At 63.1% G+C, this 17,021-nt stretch carries 25 protein-coding genes; 16 read left to right on the forward strand and 9 right to left on the reverse strand.

All coding sequences use genetic code 11. From position 1 onward, the window contains the following. Positions 1-124 precede the first annotated feature (124 nt). The 9 genes from VITFI_RS05305 to VITFI_RS05340 form a co-directional block, all read right to left on the reverse strand. Positions 125-1,807 (reverse strand): terminase large subunit domain-containing protein, encoded by a 1,683-nt coding sequence (locus VITFI_RS05305; RefSeq protein WP_198301547.1) that lies wholly within the window; start codon positions 1,805-1,807, stop codon positions 125-127. Continuing rightward, positions 1,749-2,090: a hypothetical protein gene (locus VITFI_RS05310; RefSeq protein WP_089415350.1), complete on the reverse strand. Its 342-nt coding sequence runs from the start codon at positions 2,088-2,090 to the stop codon at positions 1,749-1,751. The genes VITFI_RS05305 and VITFI_RS05310 overlap by 59 nt, the downstream gene beginning before the upstream one ends. A 7-nt stretch (positions 2,091-2,097) precedes the next feature. Next, on the reverse strand, positions 2,098-2,682 hold the full coding sequence (locus VITFI_RS05315; RefSeq protein ID WP_089415351.1) for a phage protein Gp27 family protein: 585 nt from the start codon (positions 2,680-2,682) through the stop codon (positions 2,098-2,100). Between the two features lie 3 nt (positions 2,683-2,685). Then, positions 2,686-2,985, reverse strand: a complete 300-nt coding sequence (locus VITFI_RS05320; protein WP_198301548.1) for a VpaChn25_0724 family phage protein — start codon at positions 2,983-2,985, stop codon at positions 2,686-2,688. Positions 2,986-2,991: 6 nt separating this feature from the next. Next, the gene (locus VITFI_RS05325) at positions 2,992-3,333 is read right to left on the reverse strand and encodes a hypothetical protein (RefSeq protein WP_089415353.1); all 342 of its coding nucleotides are present in this window, start codon (positions 3,331-3,333) and stop codon (positions 2,992-2,994) included. 48 nt (positions 3,334-3,381) lie between these two features. After that, on the reverse strand, positions 3,382-3,807 hold the full coding sequence (locus VITFI_RS05330) for a hypothetical protein (protein ID WP_157725497.1): 426 nt from the start codon (positions 3,805-3,807) through the stop codon (positions 3,382-3,384). A gap of 107 nt (positions 3,808-3,914) precedes the next feature. After that, on the reverse strand, positions 3,915-4,502 hold the full coding sequence (locus tag VITFI_RS17845) for a hypothetical protein (RefSeq protein ID WP_157725498.1): 588 nt from the start codon (positions 4,500-4,502) through the stop codon (positions 3,915-3,917). 1 nt (position 4,503) lies between these two features. Beyond that, positions 4,504-4,938 carry a helix-turn-helix domain-containing protein gene (locus tag VITFI_RS17850; protein ID WP_157725499.1) on the reverse strand — a complete coding sequence of 145 codons (435 nt, stop codon included), beginning with the start codon at positions 4,936-4,938 and terminating at the stop codon, positions 4,504-4,506. Positions 4,939-5,128: 190 nt separating this feature from the next. After that, a complete protein-coding gene (locus VITFI_RS05340) occupies positions 5,129-5,440 on the reverse strand; it encodes a hypothetical protein (RefSeq protein ID WP_089415356.1) in 312 nt (103 codons plus the stop codon). 45 nt (positions 5,441-5,485) lie between these two features. On the opposite strand from VITFI_RS05340, the gene VITFI_RS05345 reads away from it, so the two are divergent. The 16 genes from VITFI_RS05345 to VITFI_RS05420 all read left to right on the forward strand — a co-directional run bounded on the left by VITFI_RS05345 (position 5,486) and on the right by VITFI_RS05420 (position 16,919). Continuing rightward, positions 5,486-5,776 carry a DNA-binding protein gene (locus VITFI_RS05345; RefSeq protein WP_089415357.1) on the forward strand — a complete coding sequence of 97 codons (291 nt, stop codon included), beginning with the start codon at positions 5,486-5,488 and terminating at the stop codon, positions 5,774-5,776. A 69-nt stretch (positions 5,777-5,845) separates the two neighbouring features. Next, positions 5,846-6,529, forward strand: coding sequence for a KilA-N domain-containing protein (locus VITFI_RS05350; protein WP_089415358.1), 684 nt, complete (start codon positions 5,846-5,848; stop codon positions 6,527-6,529). Beyond that, complete coding sequence (locus VITFI_RS05355; RefSeq protein ID WP_089415359.1) at positions 6,526-6,936, forward strand: hypothetical protein; 411 nt, start codon at positions 6,526-6,528, stop codon at positions 6,934-6,936. Before VITFI_RS05350 ends, VITFI_RS05355 begins: the two co-directional genes overlap by 4 nt. Further along, complete coding sequence (locus VITFI_RS05360) at positions 6,933-7,256, forward strand: IclR family transcriptional regulator (RefSeq protein WP_198301549.1); 324 nt, start codon at positions 6,933-6,935, stop codon at positions 7,254-7,256. Before VITFI_RS05355 ends, VITFI_RS05360 begins: the two co-directional genes overlap by 4 nt. Next, entirely contained in the window at positions 7,253-8,458 is a 1,206-nt protein-coding gene (locus tag VITFI_RS05365; protein ID WP_157725500.1) for a hypothetical protein, read from the forward strand. Before VITFI_RS05360 ends, VITFI_RS05365 begins: the two co-directional genes overlap by 4 nt. Before the next feature lie 72 nt (positions 8,459-8,530). Beyond that, positions 8,531-9,499: a hypothetical protein gene (locus VITFI_RS05370; RefSeq protein ID WP_089415362.1), complete on the forward strand. Its 969-nt coding sequence runs from the start codon at positions 8,531-8,533 to the stop codon at positions 9,497-9,499. An 11-nt stretch (positions 9,500-9,510) separates the two neighbouring features. After that, positions 9,511-9,825, forward strand: coding sequence for a hypothetical protein (locus VITFI_RS05375; RefSeq protein ID WP_089415250.1), 315 nt, complete (start codon positions 9,511-9,513; stop codon positions 9,823-9,825). A gap of 24 nt (positions 9,826-9,849) precedes the next feature. Continuing rightward, positions 9,850-10,806, forward strand: a complete 957-nt coding sequence (locus VITFI_RS05380; protein WP_089415251.1) for a recombination-associated protein RdgC — start codon at positions 9,850-9,852, stop codon at positions 10,804-10,806. A gap of 23 nt (positions 10,807-10,829) precedes the next feature. Continuing rightward, positions 10,830-12,641 carry a DDE-type integrase/transposase/recombinase gene (locus tag VITFI_RS05385; protein ID WP_089415252.1) on the forward strand — a complete coding sequence of 604 codons (1,812 nt, stop codon included), beginning with the start codon at positions 10,830-10,832 and terminating at the stop codon, positions 12,639-12,641. Continuing rightward, positions 12,641-12,943: a hypothetical protein gene (locus VITFI_RS05390; RefSeq protein ID WP_089415253.1), complete on the forward strand. Its 303-nt coding sequence runs from the start codon at positions 12,641-12,643 to the stop codon at positions 12,941-12,943. Before VITFI_RS05385 ends, VITFI_RS05390 begins: the two co-directional genes overlap by 1 nt. Positions 12,944-12,955: 12 nt before the next feature. After that, a complete protein-coding gene (locus VITFI_RS05395; protein ID WP_089415254.1) occupies positions 12,956-14,185 on the forward strand; it encodes an ExeA family protein in 1,230 nt (409 codons plus the stop codon). Continuing rightward, positions 14,182-14,421 carry a hypothetical protein gene (locus VITFI_RS05400; RefSeq protein ID WP_089415255.1) on the forward strand — a complete coding sequence of 80 codons (240 nt, stop codon included), beginning with the start codon at positions 14,182-14,184 and terminating at the stop codon, positions 14,419-14,421. The genes VITFI_RS05395 and VITFI_RS05400 overlap by 4 nt, the downstream gene beginning before the upstream one ends. Positions 14,422-14,492: 71 nt before the next feature. Further along, entirely contained in the window at positions 14,493-15,122 is a 630-nt protein-coding gene (locus VITFI_RS05405) for a DUF3164 family protein (RefSeq protein WP_089417880.1), read from the forward strand. A gap of 14 nt (positions 15,123-15,136) precedes the next feature. After that, the gene (locus VITFI_RS05410) at positions 15,137-15,808 is read left to right on the forward strand and encodes a hypothetical protein (RefSeq protein WP_089415256.1); all 672 of its coding nucleotides are present in this window, start codon (positions 15,137-15,139) and stop codon (positions 15,806-15,808) included. After that, complete coding sequence (locus VITFI_RS05415) at positions 15,808-16,524, forward strand: regulatory protein GemA (protein WP_089415257.1); 717 nt, start codon at positions 15,808-15,810, stop codon at positions 16,522-16,524. Before VITFI_RS05410 ends, VITFI_RS05415 begins: the two co-directional genes overlap by 1 nt. Then, positions 16,521-16,919 carry a Mor transcription activator family protein gene (locus VITFI_RS05420; protein ID WP_089415258.1) on the forward strand — a complete coding sequence of 133 codons (399 nt, stop codon included), beginning with the start codon at positions 16,521-16,523 and terminating at the stop codon, positions 16,917-16,919. Before VITFI_RS05415 ends, VITFI_RS05420 begins: the two co-directional genes overlap by 4 nt. The last annotated feature ends 102 nt before the right edge of the window (positions 16,920-17,021 follow it).

Here is a 17,021-nt window from a genome sequence, read left to right on the forward strand (position 1 = left end):
GGGCTGGTGCCTCCAACCCCCTGCCGCGCGCCTGACAACGGCCTGTAAACGTTTATAAACAGTTTAGGCGGGCTATTGCGGCGCACGATTGGGATGCGGCGGCGGGTGTTGTGGAGGGAGCGGGCTAAATCCGCTCTCGGTCAAGATCAAAGGCGTGCCAGTCGTCTTCATTGCCTGGGCCATCGCGGCGGCGCTCTTCGGGCTGTTCTGCCCAGGCGCTAGCGGTAGCCGGCAGCGGGATGAAGTCGATCTCGCCCACCTCGCGGGCAAAGGCGTACACCAGCAGCAGCAGCGCAATGGCAAAGTCGCCGTGACGCTTTTGGCCCTTGCCACCGCCTTCGGCCGCAGCGGCGCGGGCGCCGGCGCTTTGCATCGTTTCCTCGGGCAACACGGGCACGCCGCGTTTGTCCAGCGCGAAGCTGCGCAGGTCATCGCGCAGGTGCTCATCGCGGGGGATGCCGTCCAGCGTCCCATCCTCCAGGCCCGCTTTGAGCTTAGGCATGTTGGCCAGGTAGAACTGGGCGGTGAACTTCACACCCTCCACCAACATGGCGCCGTAACGCTGCGCAGCGGCCTCGGCGTGCTCCGAGCCGTTGCCCGAGGCATCCAGCGCCGCACCGCGCCAGCGCGGCAGGTGGTCGATGATGTGCCAGAGGATTTGCCGTTGCACCGAAAACGGCGCGTTGCCCAGCTCCAGCACCAGGCGCACGCGCTTGATGAGGTCGGCGCCCTCTTCACCCACCGCGATGACGCTCAAGTGACCACTGCGCGCAAAGTCTTGCCCCAGGGCATGGGGGCGTTGCGGATTCAGGCGGCGTAGGTGCGGGGTGACAAACTCGGCCAGCCAGCCGGCCACTGCGTGGGTGCGCACATCCTCGGGGAGGAAGGCAAACCCATCGCCCCAGCGTTTGCGGATGATCACCGGGCCGGTGGGCGCAGCGGGCCACGGTGCGGTCATGCGCTGGCTGATGAGTTCCAGACTGAGGTAGCGGCTGCCGCTGTTGCTGGGGATCACGTCCAGCTCCTCGGCGGCGCCATCGCCGTACAGCTTGCGGGCTCCATCGGCCCACGCCTTTTCGGCCTCTGGGGTGTAGGTCAGGCCTTTGCGCAGGCACACGCGCTTGTATAGGCCCGCTTCCACTGCCTCGTCAAACGTGACGCGGTGGACATTGGCTTGTGTGGGGGGCCCACGCTTGCCCGCGCGGATGTCTTGGATCAACTCGTTGAACGGGTTATCTGCCCCGTCATGCGTGCTGATGATGCGCACCTTATCGCCCCACAACAGCATGGCCAGCGCGGCTTTGAGCAGTGCGGCCAGGTCGGGGGCAAATGCGGCCTCATCGATGACGATCACGCCCTGCTTACCGCGTAGGTTGTTGGGGCGGCTGGACAGCGCCACGATGCGCCGCCCGGTGGCCGGGAAGCTCACCTCATAGGTTTTGATCAGTCGCTGCTGGCCGGAAGTGGGGTCTTTGCCGTCGTCAAAGATGCCCTCGCCGATTTGGCTGGCCACATAGCTGAACGCCTTGGCCCACATGGCCACGGCTTCGATGTACTCCCGCGCCATGTCGTGGTTGGCGGAGATGTAAAACACGTTGCTCCCCCCCTCGCTGGCAGCAATCAGCACGTTGTCGGCCGCTTCTGCCCAGGTCATCCCCGTGCGGCGGCTTTTCTCCATGACCTTGAGCTGCGCCGAGTCTTCCAGCCAGCGCTGCTGGTAGGCCAGCAGCACGGGTGGTGGGGCATCATCAGCGGCGCCGGGGGCGAGCAGGGACAGCGGGGCGGGGATCTGGGCGGGATGGGTCATGCTGCAAATCTCGGTCAACACACACCGGGAGGTAAAAGCCGTACTCGTCGTCGTAATCTTCCGGCGGCAAGAACTTCATGGCGTGGCCTTTGGTGCATGGGTTGTAGGTGTCGGGGCACTCTTTGCGCGGCATGGGGTGCTGGTCGTACCACGTCACAAAGTGAGTGCATTCATGGCACCAATGCTCCGGCTTGTTCGTCGGTTGTTCATTGGCGCGCCGGGCAAGCTCCTCGATCAACTGCTGGGTCGAGTACTCCCTCAAGTTCCAGGCGTCGCCGCTCATGGATGCCTCACGCCCCAGCCGTCTTGGCCGGCACTTTGGTGATGCCCAGGATGCGGGCGCGGATCTCGTTTTGCTGCTCCGGCGTCAGCCCACCGGTCTTGGTGATCTTGGCCACGGCATCGGCGGCGGCCTTGGCGCGCTCTTCAACCTCCTGCCGCCAGCGGGCCTGCGCTACCCGTGCACGGCTTGTGCGCGTGAGCGTCAACGCCGCTTTGTCCAACAGCTTGAGCCGGGCCGCTGGGTCTTTCTCGGCTTCGCTTTCGCGCACAACCATCAACGTTTCAAAGACATCGGTTTGCACCAGTGCCAACGCAGCCTCTGAGCGCGTGTCCTCGTCATCACGGGCCGTCTCTGCAATCAGCCGGGTGGCTTCGGTGGCGGCCTTGATGGCCTCGGCAGCTCGCTTGATCCGGGCGCTTTCATCCCCCACTGTGCTGCGGCCGATGCTCATGCTGATGCCGGCCTGCTTGAGCATATCGCGCAGCTCATCGGTCACGCCGGTGATGTCGCCAAAGGCGCGATCCACCAGCGTCTGGTGCAGCCACTTGCGGATGTCACCGGGCAGCTTGGCAATCTTCCCCACGGGCGGCATGGCTCACGCCCCCGGCATTGGTGCGGCCACGCCGGGCACTTTGGCCCGGCCTTCGGCCACATCCAGCCCGCGCTGGGTGAGTGTCGCCACCAGCACGCCCTGGGGCTGCTCGGTGGTGGCCAGGCCTTGCTCAGCCAGCCATGCCAGATCGGTGGCCACGGCATCGGCGCTGACGGTGTGTCCCACCGCGTCACAGTAACGGCGCAGCAGCAGCGCGTTGGCGCGGTACTGAGAGGCCGCAGCCAGGGCGCGCAGCAGCACCAGGCGGCGGTCTTCGGTTTGCACTTGGGCGTAGGGTTTCATGGCGATTCAGCCCCGGTTGGTCAAGAGGTAGGTCTCGATGCGGGCCAGCACCTGACCATTACGGTCAGTCGCCTGGCGCAGGGCATCCACGTCACCGCGCACCTCGGCCACATCCCCCTTGGTCGCTAGGTTGACCAGCTTGGTCTCAACCACCACCACACGTTCCACGAGGGTGCGGTGTTCTTTGTCGGCGGCCACATGCTGTTCGGCGTGGCGGGTTTCAAAGGCGGCCAGCGCACCGAGCGCTTGTTCGCCCGGTTTGCGCAGCCACACCGCCGCCGCAGTGGCCAGGCTGACCAGCGTAGAGCCGGCACTGAGCCAAAAGCTCGGGTTGCTGAAATCATCCATGCGTCGCTCTCTGGGGGCTGTGGTGGTGTGAAGGGGCAGGCCCATGGTTCACCCTCCCGCAGGGGGGGTATTGGCCTGCTGGATGGCGGGGCGGCGGAATGTGATGCCGCTGGCCGTGGCGCAGCGCAGCAGCGCATTGGCGCCGGCCAAAGCCGCCAGCACTGTGGCGTAACTGGATGGGGACAGCAGGTCGTGCAGCAGCCCGAGGTTGGGCTCGATGACCTGCATCAGTTCAGCCGTTCCGGCCAAGGCAACCACCACACCATTGAGCAGCATGGTGCGCGATTGCATCCACCATTTGGGAGGCTCAGCGGCCACCTCCACCGACGCGGGCAGCTCCTGTGTCGGCGTCATCACCTGAGCCAACGCTGCGCGCAGAGCGGCCTTGTCCTGGTCGGGCATATTCATGCGCTCCAGGGCACTGGCCAGCGGATCGGGCAGGTGTTTTTCTGGTGGAGTGGCGGCGGTATTCATAGCGGCCCATTTTGGTGGAGGCCGCTAGATGGTTGTTACTCAGATAGGTTTGATAGTTTTATTGCCTATCTTTGAATCCACCCAGCCCGCCCGGCGGGGATGCGAGTCTAATCATTTATTCGTGTCGCCCGTAGTTTTTTGATGTCAAACTCTTTCCAGCGACTACGCATTGCAATATCTTCAATTTTCACTATCTCTAAAATTAATACAAAAACGCTTCGCATAAATTCCGGCTGCCTCTGCCTTTCTTTCCACAACACCTCAATAACACTGTCATGAATTTTTACCGTGGTAATTTCCATGGCGATCTGCATAATATGCGATAGCTGAGGGTTTATTTCATGATTTTGGTTTAATTTATCACAAAAATATTGTGCAAGCGCTTGTAATTTATTTGGCCGCTCCCCCAGAGCCTCTAACGTTTCGGCAGCCGGAAATCGTACGTACATCAATTCACCATTAGTTCCTCCCCATAAAATTTCACCCAAAGGGCCTGCTGGAAACATACGTCTTCTATTCCTAACTTTTTCTCCTCTCACCCCTTTCATATAAGCATCAATTGTGGCATCTCGCCCGCGACTTGCAATACCACAAACACACTGATCAATTAGAGTGCTTTTGGTGTATGGGCGCTTACATGGATCTAGTGCTCGTGCAAAGTGCTGCGTCACAAGAGTTTTTTCGAATGTGCTCATTTTATTTTTCAGATACTTTCGCCCGCCGCCGTATAGGCGTCGGAGCTGTATGGCTTATTACCACATTGCTACTCCCTTGGATGACATGGCCACCGTTAGATTGCCCGCTCATACCGCCTGATGGAACTCCTGCAATAAAAGCCTTGACGCTCAATCGTCCCCTTGCATCCAGCGCCCTATAACCCTCAAGCAGTTCTGCTTCACCATCACGCAGAACAGGGCCGGCAACAGATGGCGTTCCTCGCCTCCCTGTCAGCACATAGAGCACATCGACACCAAGCTCCGCTGCTGCGATGAGGTACGCACCGCCTGGCAGGTTGTCATCGTTCTCAAAGTTGAACTGCGCCTTCTTTGACACCCCACAAGCCTCATAAAACGCTACTTGAGACATCCCAAGGCGTTTTCGCTCTTCGATCAAACGACTTCCAACACTCATCAAAAAAATCCTTGCATAGGGTAGTTAACTACCCCACAATCACACCAACGCCGCACAACGCACACCCAGCGAAGCGGGTTAGCCCTTAGGAGAGAACGCATGCACAAGACACTTTCCCTCTATGCCGCCAAGGTGGTGCTGAGGTACTTGCGGTTACGCGGCCAGGTGGCGGCGTGGGCCAAACACACCGTCAACGGGCCGGCGCCCCTTTACGTGCCAATTTCGACTTCAGAGCGGGAGAAAGCACGTCAAGAACGCCAGCAAGTTGTTGCAGCCGCTCTTGCCACTCTGGCTCGCCCGGCTGGGTCTCAGCCAGTTGGCGAGTCTCCTGAACCAACTGGCCGACGCTGATCACCCCTTCTGCCCCCAGCAGACGAACTAGCAGCGTCAACACACCTTGTAGCGCTGCATGGTCGGTTTCCAGATCACGAATCTGGGCCTGCATCGCATCCAGCGCAGTCACCAGCGCCCGCCGGTCGGCTTCTGTAAAAACGTTTTCCATCTTTCTCCCTTTCGACACAACACCACTTCACACCATTTTGCACCCATGAGCACCGCCACCAAAACCACCCAATGGCTCAAGCCGCCCCAGGCGGCGCGCGCCGAATTTGAGGCCAAGGGCGTCTCCATTTCCGCCTGGGCTGCTGAGCACAAAGTCAGCCGTAGCTTGGTTTACGAAATCCTGGCAGGACGCAAGCCCTGCCACCGGGGCCAAAGCCACCGCATTGCCGTGTTGCTGGGTATGAAGGCCGGCGAGCTGACGCGCAGCGTGTGTGCCGTCAACGCCCCGGCCTACCAACGCCCTGCCACGGCGTCGGGCCGCCAAGCCACGACGTAGCCGCGCCGCTGGCGCCCTGGAAGCCGCGCCTAACCCCCTGATTTATTCGTTATTTTTGGAGCCAATGCCATGAACGACCTCTCCATCCTCAACACCGCGATCCGCCGCGATAGCGCCGGGCGCTACTGCCTGAACGACTTGCACAAGGCGGCAGGCAACAACAACCGGCATCGCCCTTCGCTGTGGCTGGCGAACAAGGCGACGAAAGCACAGCTTGCTGTGCTGGAAAGTGAAGCCCGAATTCCTGCTTTACGTGCAGAAGATGTTTCGCAAGGTGATACCCAAATTTCGGGTGTCACTTTCCAAAGTAAAGCAGGAATTCCTGCTTTACCCATCAGCGACCAACGAGGTGGGCAATACGAGTCACGCGGCACGTTTGTGTGCAAAGAGCTGGTCTACAGCTACGCCATGTGGATCAGCCCCGAGTTCTTCCTCAAGGTGGTGCGCGCCTACGACGCCCTGATGACCGGCAACTACGTCAAGCCACTGACGCAAGCCGAGAAGTATTGGTTCAGCCGCCGCCCGCACTGGCAAGACGTGCGCCGCCTGGTGTTCGACGGCCACACCTACGCCCAGGTGGGGCAGATGCTCAAACGCAGCGCCACCAGCGTGGGCTACGCCATCCGCCGAATGATCGCTGTGGGCCTCATCAACCCGGTGGAGTTCATCCGCCTGCGCTACTTCCCTGAAACCGCCGAGCGCCTGATTGCCGGTAACAAGCAGATGTGCCTGAATTGGGGAGTGGCGCAATGACCCACCCCACCGAACCGATCAACGTCTACAGCGTGCTGTGGCGCGCTCGTGTCAATCGCGTGGACGAACCCCTGGCCCGCACCTTGTGGGCCTTCGCCGAACTGAACGAGAACTTCAGTGCCGAAACCGTCCGGCTGATCCTGCGCCAACGCGCAGCGGCTCAACTGAACGTGCCCGGCTGGGCCCTGCAACTGAGCGACGTGCAAGACGCCCGTGCCATGCACACCCGCCGCGCAGGTGACGGCACAGCGTGGCTGTCTCCCACCCGCTGCTGGCTGGAAGTCGGTACACCCGGCACCCCTTGGGAATTCATCAGCCCGGATCGCGCCCTGTTGTGCTTCACCTCCAACGTGACGCACCAGATGTTCACCGAGCTGCTGCACGACGTGGGGAGGGACGACGCATGAGCCCCGTCTCTGCCTCCTCCGCTCGCATGCCCACCTCGGTGGATAAAACCCTGCGTGCCCTGCAAGCCCTGGCCGGCCACGAAGTGCATGGCCTCTCTCCCGCCGACCTGGCCGAGCGCCTGAAGGTGGCGCCGAGCTGGATCAGCCAAGTGATGCCGGCCCTCGAAGCCGAGCACTGGGTCGAGCGCATCCCTGACACCGGCCGCTGGCGCCTGGGTGTGGCCCCGGTACGCATCGGCCTGACCGCAGCGCAACACCTGCAACGCGCTCGCACCGAGCTGGACAGCCTGACCAGCCGTTACCTGGGGAGCGCGCAATGATGGCCGTCCCTCATCACCCCATGACCCCGACCAGCCGCGCCGCGCTGGTGGTGCTGGCCACCATGGCCTCGGGCGCCAGCCTGACGATGGCCGCTCTGGCGGCCGTCGAACGCGGCAGCACCGCGACGGACAAGGGCCTGCACGTCGTCACCGCTGCGGTGTTGGCCCTGGGCTGCAACCTGCTGCCTGGGCTGGCCCTGCGAGGTTGGCGCATGGCGTGGCTGGTCGCGGGCCTGTGTCTGGTGGCCACGCTCTACAACCAGGCGCACTGGTACGCCAGCGCCGGACACCGGGCGGGCGATGCTCGGGCCACGGCAGAGGTAACGCTCAGCCAATCCGCCCAAGTGGCCCGCGACGAACTGGCCTCATTGGCTGGCACGCCGACCCTGGCTCAGGCGGGCGACGCGCTGGCCAAGGCGCAAGCCAAGGCCGAGCGTGCCCAAGCGGCCCAACGCTTGTGTGACAGCACCACGCCTGGCCGCTGCACCGCTGCTGCCACGGGGGCCAGTGCCGCAGTGGCCCACCTGCGAGCGGCTGAGCAGACGGCGCAACAAGCCCAGCGCGTGGGCGAGCTGCGCCGCCAACTCGCAGCCGACGCCCAAACCGCTGACACGCAACGCCAGCGGGCAGCCACCGACCCGGTGGACGCCCGACTGGCCGAGCTGACGGGGTGGAGCCCCGCCGTCATCGGGTTGGGTGGCTCGCTGCTGCAAGGCGCGCTGCTCGAAGGTGTTGCCGCCCTGCTGTGGGCGGTGGCACTGGCAAGCCCTGCGGCTGCCCCGTCCCGCAATCCCCACGTCTCGACTGATACCCATCCACATCTGCAAGGAGCGCACCGTGAGCACACCCGCATTCCCTCTGCCATCCGGCAGCGTTTCGCCAACGCCTGGCGGCATGTGCGCCAAGCCGTTGGGAGAGATTCCTCTGGGCGCCGCGCAGTTGGCGTTCATCAGCCTGGAGATGTCCAACCGAGTCCCACGGGCCGATCAGCGGTTGGAGTTGAGTCTGTCCACGCTGCTGTGTTTGGCGCTGTCTCACCGGGCGGTGGAGGTGTTTGGCAAGGAGCAGGTGCATTGCCTGGATGTGATGGCGGGCATCACGGTGTTCGCCAACCGCCTGGCCGAGACAGCACTGGAGGGCATGGCCACCACCCTGCGCCTGTTCGACGACGGGGCCGGGAGCGGCGGGGACTCCTTTCTTGAGGCCATGCGCGGCATGCAGCCGCCTTCCGCTCCCCCTTCAACCACTCCCACCCTTGATTGAAAGACCCTGCGATGAGCCGCACCCCTACCCCCCGCAGTGAAACCCGCCTGGTTGAACTCGCCCCCGGCGCCCTGGATGCCGACCGCGCCGCCGCCGACACGCTGGCCGCGTTGCAAGCCGGCACCAGTGCAGAACGTGACTTGCTGAACCAGCTTCTTGGGCAAGCCCAGATGGCGGATGCCATTGCCAAATTTAGCCGAACGGTTCGGCTGACTAAGCTGGCATTCGTCCGAGAAAACAAGCTTTATCAACAACTTGCGGGGAAGCAAATGCCGAACGGTTCGGCATTACGCGGAACTTGGGAGGAGTTTTGCGAGTTGTTGGGTTATTCCAAAGACAAGGTCGATCTCGACTTGCAAAACCTGCAAAGCTTTGGCGAAGAGGCTCTGGAAAGCATGTCCCGCATGGGCATCGGCTACCGGGACATGAAGCAGTACCGCCGCCTGCCCGAAGACGCCAAGACCCTGCTGATCGAGACAGCCAAGACGGGTGACAAAGCCGCCTTCCTCGACCTGGCCGAAGAACTGGTGGAACGACACGCCAAGCAAAAGGCGGATCTCGAAGCCAAGCTGGACGACGCCACGAAGACCCTGCAAGCCAAGGACGCCGTGCTGGCCCAGGTGAGCACCGACCTGAACGCCGCCAAAGAAAAGCTGGCCCGCCCCTGGACGCCCAACCCCGAACTGGGCACCCGCAGCGCCACCGAAGACGCCGCCCTGGAAGAGCTGGCCAAGGCCGCCGACGCCAGCGCCCAAAGCGCCCGCCGCCTGGGCGTGGTGGTGGCTGACATCTGCGCCAACCAGACCAACCAAGCCCTGCGCACCAAAGCCCTGCAAGCCCTGACCTACGTGGTGGTCACGCTGCGCGAAGTGGTGATTGAACACGGCCTGGAAGTGGAAGTGAGCGACGACGCCCTGGGCACCCGCCCCGCCTGGATGAACGCCGCCTGGCAGCAACCCAGTGATGACACCACCGCGTGAGGAGAACCACGATGAGCCTGAACCCCACCACCGTTGACATCCGCTCCCTCAACGAACAACAGCGCCGGGCGCTGCTGGACTGCACCGGCCTGAGCCGCCGGCAATCGGCCTACCGCAACTCATTTGTGGTGCGCAAAGGAGGTGCCGATGCGCAGTTGGCCCAGCAACTGGAAGCCAAGGGCCTGATGTGCTGCAAGCCGTATTTGAACGACCACAGCCTGCTCTACCAAGTGACCCAGGCCGGAATGGATGCAGCGCTGGCCATTGGCGCCCTGAAGCAGGGCCGCGCCTGGGTGCCCTGCCACGTCACCCCCGCCCAAGCCTGACAACCCTCGCCCAAGGAAACGACCATGTTCAAGAACCTGATTTTGTACGCCATCACCGGCACCAACCCTGCCCGGTGCGCCGACCTGATTCCTGCGCTGGTGCGCGAGGAGTTCCGCCCCTGCGAGCCGGCCAAGGAACATTCGGCTGGTTGGGTTGATCCGGCCGACCCGAGCGCGACCCGAGGCGCTTTGGTGCAGCCGTTGTTCTGCCACGGCTGGATGCTGGCCTACAAGACCGAAACCAAGAAGGTGCCCACCCAGGCGCTGAAGGCGCGGGTGGCAGAGATGGCCGAGGCCATCTACAAGGAAACCGGGCGCCGCCCCGGCAAGACGGCTGCCAAGGATTTGGCCGAAGCAGCCAAGTTTGAGCTGTTGCCCCGTGCGTTTGCCCTCCAAGAAACCACGCTGGTGTGGCTGGACACGGACAACGGCTGGCTGGCATTGGACTGCGCCAGCGCCAAGCGCGGCGCGGACATCGTGACGGCGCTGGTGCGGATGATCCCCGGCCTTGTGGTGACGCCAGTGCAGACGCAGGTTTCCCCGGCTGCGGCCATGTCCACCTGGCTGGGCAGCGGTGATGCACCCTGGTCGTTTGGCCTGTGCCTGGGCCGCTCCGCCGAGCTGCACCGTCAGGACGAAACCCGCGCCAAGGTGCGCTACGTCAACCACTCGCTGGTGACGGACGAAGTGCGTGCCCATGTGCGTGAGGGCTACACCGCCAAGCAACTGGCGTTGGAGTGGGATACCCGGATGACCTTTGTGCTCACCGATGCCTGGACGCTGCGGAACGTGGCCCTCACCGATGTGGTGCTGGAAGAGAACAAGACGGCGGGCGGCCCCGGCTGGCCTGACGCCGAGGAGGTTTGGCGCACCGATGCGGTGCTGATGACCGCCGAGCTGCAACGCATGTTGGCCGACTTGATGAACGCCCTGGGCGGCAAGTTGGCGATCGGGCAACCCGCTGCCACCGCCCAGGCGTAACCCCCACACAAGGAGCGGGCACCATGCCTCCGAGCCATCAAATTTCAGCCGATCAAGTGCTGTACCTGCACGAGGTACGCACCCGGCTGGACAAGGCCGCGCACGGCGAGTGCGGCGCCATTGCGGATGAGGCGGCGGCGCAGCTTGGCGTGACGCGCAGCACCATCCACCGCCTACTGGCCGAGCAGCTCGGCCGGGACACGGGGCGCAAGCGCCGCAGCGATGCGGGCAAGCGTGGCGTGACCCACGATGAGCTGATGAAGATCAGCGCGGCGCTGATGGGCACCTTCCGACGCAAAGGCATCAACCGCATGACCGCCGATGACGCGGTGGAGCTGCTGCGCCACGACACGGTGGGGCTCATCAGCACCCAGCTTTCCACCAGCAGGCTGCTGGTGCTGCTGCGCGAAGCCGGGCTGCACCCCGACCAGTTGCGCCTGCCGGAGCCGGCGATTCAGGTGGCCACGGAGCACCCGAACCAGTTCTGGCAAGTGGATGCATCGGTGTGCGTTGTTTATTACCTCAGCAACGCCACCGGGTTGCAGGTGATGGACGAAAAGAAGTTCTACAAGAATAAGCCGGCGAATATCACCCGCGTCCAGGAAGAACGGTTGATTCGGTATACCGCCGCCGATGTGAACTCCCATGATTTCCTGACCCGGTATTACCTGGGCAGTGAATCAGCGGCCAACCTGGGTGAGTTTCTGATCTGGGCGTTTGGTGACAAGGGCGGACGCCACCCGATGCACGGGGTGCCGCTGCATCTGGAGTTCGACCCAGGTGCGGCCAACACCTCGGCGCCGGTGCTCAACCTGTGCGAGCGCCTGAAGTCCAAGGTGCTGGTGCATGAGCGTCACCGCTCACGCTCCAACGGCAGCGTGGAGAAGGCCCACCACCTGGTGGAAATCCACTTCGAGCTGGCCAGCCTGCGCTTTGCCAAAGTGGCCAGCCTGGACGACTTGAACGACAAGGCGCTGCTGTGGAGCCACTGGTACTGCGGCACGAAGAACCACAGCCGCTACGGGCGCCCGCGCCATGCGCAATGGTTGACGATCACCGCTGACCAACTGCGCATCGCTCCCCCGGCGGATGTGATGCGCCGCCTGATGCGGGCGCACCCGATCAAGCGCAAGGTGGACACGAATCTGGAGATCACCTTCGCCTTGCGTGGGGCCGATGGCAAGGTGAGCCGCCACAGCTACCGCGTGCGCCACTTGCCGGGCGTGAAGGCTGGGGACATGGTGCCGGTGGTGGCCGACCCGTACCACCCGCCCAGCGTCGAGGTTGGCTATGTGGACGGCAGCACCGGGCGCCTGGCGTGGATGCCGTTCGAGGCGGTGACGTTCACCAGTGCCGGATACGCCACCGACGCACCGCAGCGCGGCCAGGAACTGCGCGCCGCGCCGCGTGGCTTGCTGGACGTGAACCGGGATGCGGTGGTGCAAACCGCCTACGGCGGCGACACGCTGGACGAAGCCAAGGAACGCCAAGAAAAGGGTGGCCTTGTGTTTGCCGGGCAGGTTGACCCGTTTGCCATGCACAAGGCGGATGCCGCCCAACTGCCCACTTACATGCCCAAGCGCGGGCACCAAGTGGCGGTGGAAGACCGGGCGGTATCCACCCGCCGCCTGACGGTGCCCGAGGCGTGCCAAGAGCTGAAGCGCCGCCTGGGCGAGCGCTACACGCCCCAGGTGTACGGCTGGGTGCAAGCCCGGTTCGGCGCCGACGGCGTGCCCGAAGACCAACTCGAAACCCTGGCCGAGCAACTGGCGCCAAGCGCACCCGCTGCCCAGCCCGTGGCCCCGATGCCGCTGCGTGCGGTGGGAGGTTTGTGATGAGCAAGAGCATCAAAGAAATTACCCGTGCCGTGAAGGCCGCGACCGGTAAAACGCCGGCTGAGCTGCTGCTGGAGCGGTTTGAAGAACAGCAAACTTCGACCCTCAAGACCGACGAAACCACCCCAGAAGAGCGGGCCGCGATTGGTGCTCTGGAGGATGCAATCCGCGCCCTGCCGCGCAGCTTGTTCATTGAAACCAGCGAGCACGAAGGCCGCGCAGCCATCTACAAGCGCACGGGGCCTGGGGAAATGGTGCTGGTGGGAACCGTCTACCGCAAACGCACGTTTTCACAGGTTTGAGGGGTTCAAGTCATGACCCCCAACACCCACCCCCTGCGCCTGCACACCGTGCTGACCGCCTCGCGGTTGAGCCTGCGCCAAGTGGCTGAACCGGCGGGCATTTCACCGGCAGGTTTGTCACAACTGGCGCTGCATGGGCAGTGGCCCAAGCGCCGCGATCAGGCCGAACTGCGCCAGGCCGTCACCCGCTCGCTCGCTGACCTGGGCGTGCCAACCGAGCAGCTTGATCACCTGTTCGAGCCGCTACCGGATGCCACCCAAACCGCCCCCAGCACCACCGACAAGCCCTCTCTGTTGCCCCCGCTGCGCCGCGCCCATCGGGCTGGCACCCACCCCAACACCCGCACCACACCCAACCAGGAAGACACCATGCTGATCGCCAAACAGAGCCTGACCACCGACGCTCGCAAGCACTTCAAGTTGTTCACCGGCCCGTTCGACGACGAGGTGACACAAGACGCTCACCTGTTCGCCAATGCCGAAATCCGGTTCGTGCGCGAAATGGTGTGGCAAGCCGCACTCAACGCCCGCATGTTGGCCCTGGTAGGCGAGAGTGGCTCAGGCAAGACCACCATCCTGGGCGACCTGAAAGAGCGCATCCAGCGCGAGAACAAACTGCTCAAGATCATCGCCCCCAGCGTGGTGGGCATGGCCGACAAAGACACCAAGGGCAAGCCGCTCAAGAGCAGCGACATCCTGGCGGCCATCGTGCTCGACCTCGACCCCAAAGCCACCGTGGCCCAAACCTCCGAGGCGCGCACCCGCCAAGTGTTGAAACTGCTGGAAGAACATCGCAAGGCGGGCTGGGCGCATGTACTGGTTCTGGAAGAGGCGCACGACTCACCCTCCACCACCCTCAACCAGTTCAAGCGTTTGCATGAGCGCATGCGCGTGGGTCGGGCTCCACTGCTGGGCATCCTGATGGTGGGCCACCAGGAGCTGGCCGACAAACTGCAAAAGAACGATGTGCGCGAAGTGCTGCAACGCACCGAGATCGTCGAACTGCGCCCGCTGGGTGTGAAGTCGGGCGACCTGGCCGCCTACATGGCCCACCGCGTCAAAGCCTACTGTGGTCGGGAGTTGGGCGAACTGTTCGAGCTGGACGCTATCGCGGCCCTGGCCACGCGGCTGCAAGGCGACATCTACCCGCTGGCCATCAACAATTTGTCCAACCGGGCGCTGAATCAGGCCGCCGAGCTGGGCGCCCCGGTGGTGACTGCTGACGTGGTGCGGATGGCATGAACACCGCCACCTCCCTGGCCTGGGCTGTGCGCTCCTGGCTGTATCGCCTGGAAGTGGTGTGGCTGCGACACCAACTGGCCACGCTGGCCCGCCGTGAAGCGGTGTACCGCACGCACATCCAGACCGAGCTGAACTACAGCGCAGCACTGCGCATCGAGCTGGCCCAGATGCTGTCCGAGACCACCATCCAGCGCACTCGACTGCGCGCCAGGCTCAGACGCATCTGGCGCGTGTGATCCCCGGCGCCCATGCGCCCCGTTGCCGGTCGGCTACCGGCGAAGTTTCCCTCGACAACAACCGCAACATCATGAGCACGCAACAAACCTCCACCATCCCCGCCGGCTACATGCAAGACCCGCAGGGCCGACTGATCCCCGAAGCCATGGTCGAAGACATCGACAAGCTGCGCGATCAAACGGTGCGCGAAATCGTGGCCGAGTTGAAAGAACTGCAAGCCCTGACCCAAGCCAAAAAACGCAAGACGTTTGATGCCGTTCAGGCGTTCTGCGAGATCAGCGCTGAGAAGTACGAGATCACCTGGGGCGGCAACAAGGGCAATGTGAGCCTGCGCTCGTTCGATGGTCAGTACAAAGTCGAACGGGCCATTCAGGACTGCATCGTGTTTGATGAGCGTCTGCAAGTCGCCAAGAACCTGATCAGCGAATGCATCGACGAGTGGATCGCTGAGGGCGTGCGCCCGGAGCTGGCGGCCATCGCGCAAGACGCCTTCCAGGTGGACAAAGAGGGGCGGGTGTCGGTGGCCAAGGTGTTGAGCCTGCGCCGCTTCAATTTCCCCGACCCGCGCTGGCAACGCGCCATGCATGTCATCGCCGAATGCATCATGGTCACGGGCAGCCGCAGCTACATCCGGGTCTATGAGCGCGTGGGGGCCACGAACAAATACGTGCCCATCGTGTTGGACTGGTCGGCCATTTGATCTGGGGGGCTGTCATGTACACAACATCTGCCCGCTACACCCCGGCGCCCAACTCCAAACGCGCATCTGTGCTGTCGGTACTGCGCCAAGCCGGCAAACCGCTGTACTCCTGCGAGCTGATTGCCCGCATGATTGAGCTTGGTTCCCCCATCAACGTACACCAACTGGCTTGCCTCTTTCGGCCTCTGTTGGCAGCTAAGTTGGTTTACCAAATAGAACCCGAACCAAAATCAGTGTGGGTCGCCGCCGATGCACCAGTTCAAACCCGGCCCGTCTGCCTGCTGACTCATGAGGGCAGCGTGTTGGACAAAGCGCTGACGTTTCTTATGGGGTGCCCTGATCTGACATCGTCATTGGCCCGCATTCACACTGCCATTGGTCATTCACGTCACGATGTCCAACGCGAGTTGACCCGCGCCTGTGCCAAGGGGTGTGCGCTCCATTCGTCCGGTATGTGGCAGTTGGTGCCAGATCGCTGGTTATCGTCCAACGTCAAAACGCGAGCGGCCGCTGCTGCCGTGGCCGCGCCACTGCGGTCGGTTCCCCCCTCCGACTTTCGCTCAACCATGACCCTGGACGAGACCGATGAACCCCCATTCGTGCATCGCGTTATCCCATCTTGGTTCTGGCAAGCCAAGGTGCCGATCCGCGCAGTGCGCAGTGTGTTTCACCTGGGAGGACTGTGATGGCAACCGCAGCCACAGCTACAACCAAGGCCTCAAAGGCCGCGCCGCTGACGCAACTGTTGGGCATTGCACGCACCTGGGCTGATGCGTCGGGCGTGATGACCGAGGCCGAATATCGCCAACGGATGGCGCGCATGTTTGGTGGCCGCACGTCGGCTACCCAACTCACGCGGGCTGAGCAGTACCACCTGCTGACCACGTTGTTTGAGCGTGAGCTGGGGTGGAAGCGCACGGGCAAGGGGGGCACCCCAGCGCCAGGCTCCGGGCGGCGCAAGCTGGAGCGCTCGCCAGCGTCCACAAAAATCCGGGCGCTGTGGCTGTTTTTATACGTGCTGGGCGAAGTGCGTGATTCAAGCGAGCGCGCCTTGGCGCATTACATCAAGCGTCAAGTCGGGGTCGAAGATCTGCACTGGCTCACGTCACAGCAAAAGTCCGACGTGATTGAAGCGCTGAAGTTCTGGGCTGTGCGCCCGATGAGCGCCGATGTTGCCAAGATGCGTGCCGCCTTGGAAAACCCGACGATGCGCCAAGACCCTCCCGCCTACCGTGATGCATTGGTGTTCGCCGAACGTGCGGCTAACAGCGCCAGTTGGGCGCCGTGGTGGCGCGCATGGCAAAGCGCCAGCGCAGCGCTGGGGCGCAAGGTGGATGAGGCGATTGCTAAGCCACTGGCAACGCCCATCCGCAAGGCCAAGCCGATTGAGGTGGCGGCATGACTCGCAAAAAGCCGTATCTGTTCATTGAGAACTTGACGGCCGTGGCAGCCCGAGTACTGACTGATCGCGGTATGGCGCCAGACACTGCTACGACCATTGGGCGAGAAATCGCAGTGGGGATGTGCAACATGTACGCTCGCACTCACCTGTACATCCCCGCAGCCATCGACCTGACCAAGCCTCTCAGCGCACGGAATCGCGCCATTCTCAATGCGTACAGTCAACCAAGCCCTACCGCTCGCCCGTTCTCGTCGCGCCGGGTCGAAGAGCTGGCACAAGAGTACGGTCTGACCGAAACCTACCTGTATGAACTGCTGAGCGACACCATGGACGCAGTGCGCAAAGAGCAAGGATTGCCGCCGATGGATGAACGGCAAGGGCAGTTCCCGTTGTAATGCTCAGGCGGGCAAAGCAAAAGGGCGGCAAAGTTGGCCGCCCTTTTTCATTTTCACCGGCTGAAAGTTATTTCACACACTCCATCCGAGAACTGCCAATTT

Origin of the sequence: Vitreoscilla filiformis (assembly GCF_002222655.1) — a bacterium.
Lineage (GTDB): Bacteria > Pseudomonadota > Gammaproteobacteria > Burkholderiales > Burkholderiaceae_C > Ideonella > Ideonella filiformis.

Excerpts from the sequence above, each read along its gene's own strand:
- VITFI_RS05325 (WP_089415353.1), bottom strand. The coding sequence starts at position 3,333 with ATGGATGATTTCAGCAACCCGAGCTTTTGGCTCAGTGCCGGCTCTACG.
- VITFI_RS05315 (WP_089415351.1), bottom strand. The coding sequence starts at position 2,682 with ATGCCGCCCGTGGGGAAGATTGCCAAGCTGCCCGGTGACATCCGCAAG.
- VITFI_RS05385 (WP_089415252.1), top strand. The coding sequence starts at position 10,830 with ATGCCTCCGAGCCATCAAATTTCAGCCGATCAAGTGCTGTACCTGCAC.
- VITFI_RS05420 (WP_089415258.1), top strand. The coding sequence starts at position 16,521 with ATGACTCGCAAAAAGCCGTATCTGTTCATTGAGAACTTGACGGCCGTG.
- VITFI_RS05400 (WP_089415255.1), top strand. The coding sequence starts at position 14,182 with ATGAACACCGCCACCTCCCTGGCCTGGGCTGTGCGCTCCTGGCTGTAT.
- VITFI_RS05340 (WP_089415356.1), bottom strand. The coding sequence starts at position 5,440 with ATGGAAAACGTTTTTACAGAAGCCGACCGGCGGGCGCTGGTGACTGCG.
- VITFI_RS05305 (WP_198301547.1), bottom strand. The coding sequence starts at position 1,807 with ATGACCCATCCCGCCCAGATCCCCGCCCCGCTGTCCCTGCTCGCCCCC.
- VITFI_RS05370 (WP_089415362.1), top strand. The coding sequence starts at position 8,531 with ATGAGCCGCACCCCTACCCCCCGCAGTGAAACCCGCCTGGTTGAACTC.
- VITFI_RS05380 (WP_089415251.1), top strand. The coding sequence starts at position 9,850 with ATGTTCAAGAACCTGATTTTGTACGCCATCACCGGCACCAACCCTGCC.
- VITFI_RS05345 (WP_089415357.1), top strand. The coding sequence starts at position 5,486 with ATGAGCACCGCCACCAAAACCACCCAATGGCTCAAGCCGCCCCAGGCG.
- VITFI_RS05415 (WP_089415257.1), top strand. The coding sequence starts at position 15,808 with ATGGCAACCGCAGCCACAGCTACAACCAAGGCCTCAAAGGCCGCGCCG.
- VITFI_RS05330 (WP_157725497.1), bottom strand. The coding sequence starts at position 3,807 with ATGAATACCGCCGCCACTCCACCAGAAAAACACCTGCCCGATCCGCTG.
- VITFI_RS05410 (WP_089415256.1), top strand. The coding sequence starts at position 15,137 with ATGTACACAACATCTGCCCGCTACACCCCGGCGCCCAACTCCAAACGC.
- VITFI_RS05365 (WP_157725500.1), top strand. The coding sequence starts at position 7,253 with ATGATGGCCGTCCCTCATCACCCCATGACCCCGACCAGCCGCGCCGCG.
- VITFI_RS05395 (WP_089415254.1), top strand. The coding sequence starts at position 12,956 with ATGACCCCCAACACCCACCCCCTGCGCCTGCACACCGTGCTGACCGCC.
- VITFI_RS05390 (WP_089415253.1), top strand. The coding sequence starts at position 12,641 with ATGAGCAAGAGCATCAAAGAAATTACCCGTGCCGTGAAGGCCGCGACC.
- VITFI_RS05320 (WP_198301548.1), bottom strand. The coding sequence starts at position 2,985 with ATGAAACCCTACGCCCAAGTGCAAACCGAAGACCGCCGCCTGGTGCTG.
- VITFI_RS05310 (WP_089415350.1), bottom strand. The coding sequence starts at position 2,090 with ATGAGCGGCGACGCCTGGAACTTGAGGGAGTACTCGACCCAGCAGTTG.
- VITFI_RS05405 (WP_089417880.1), top strand. The coding sequence starts at position 14,493 with ATGAGCACGCAACAAACCTCCACCATCCCCGCCGGCTACATGCAAGAC.
- VITFI_RS05350 (WP_089415358.1), top strand. The coding sequence starts at position 5,846 with ATGAACGACCTCTCCATCCTCAACACCGCGATCCGCCGCGATAGCGCC.
- VITFI_RS05355 (WP_089415359.1), top strand. The coding sequence starts at position 6,526 with ATGACCCACCCCACCGAACCGATCAACGTCTACAGCGTGCTGTGGCGC.
- VITFI_RS05375 (WP_089415250.1), top strand. The coding sequence starts at position 9,511 with ATGAGCCTGAACCCCACCACCGTTGACATCCGCTCCCTCAACGAACAA.
- VITFI_RS17845 (WP_157725498.1), bottom strand. The coding sequence starts at position 4,502 with ATGAGCACATTCGAAAAAACTCTTGTGACGCAGCACTTTGCACGAGCA.
- VITFI_RS05360 (WP_198301549.1), top strand. The coding sequence starts at position 6,933 with ATGAGCCCCGTCTCTGCCTCCTCCGCTCGCATGCCCACCTCGGTGGAT.
- VITFI_RS17850 (WP_157725499.1), bottom strand. The coding sequence starts at position 4,938 with ATGAGTGTTGGAAGTCGTTTGATCGAAGAGCGAAAACGCCTTGGGATG.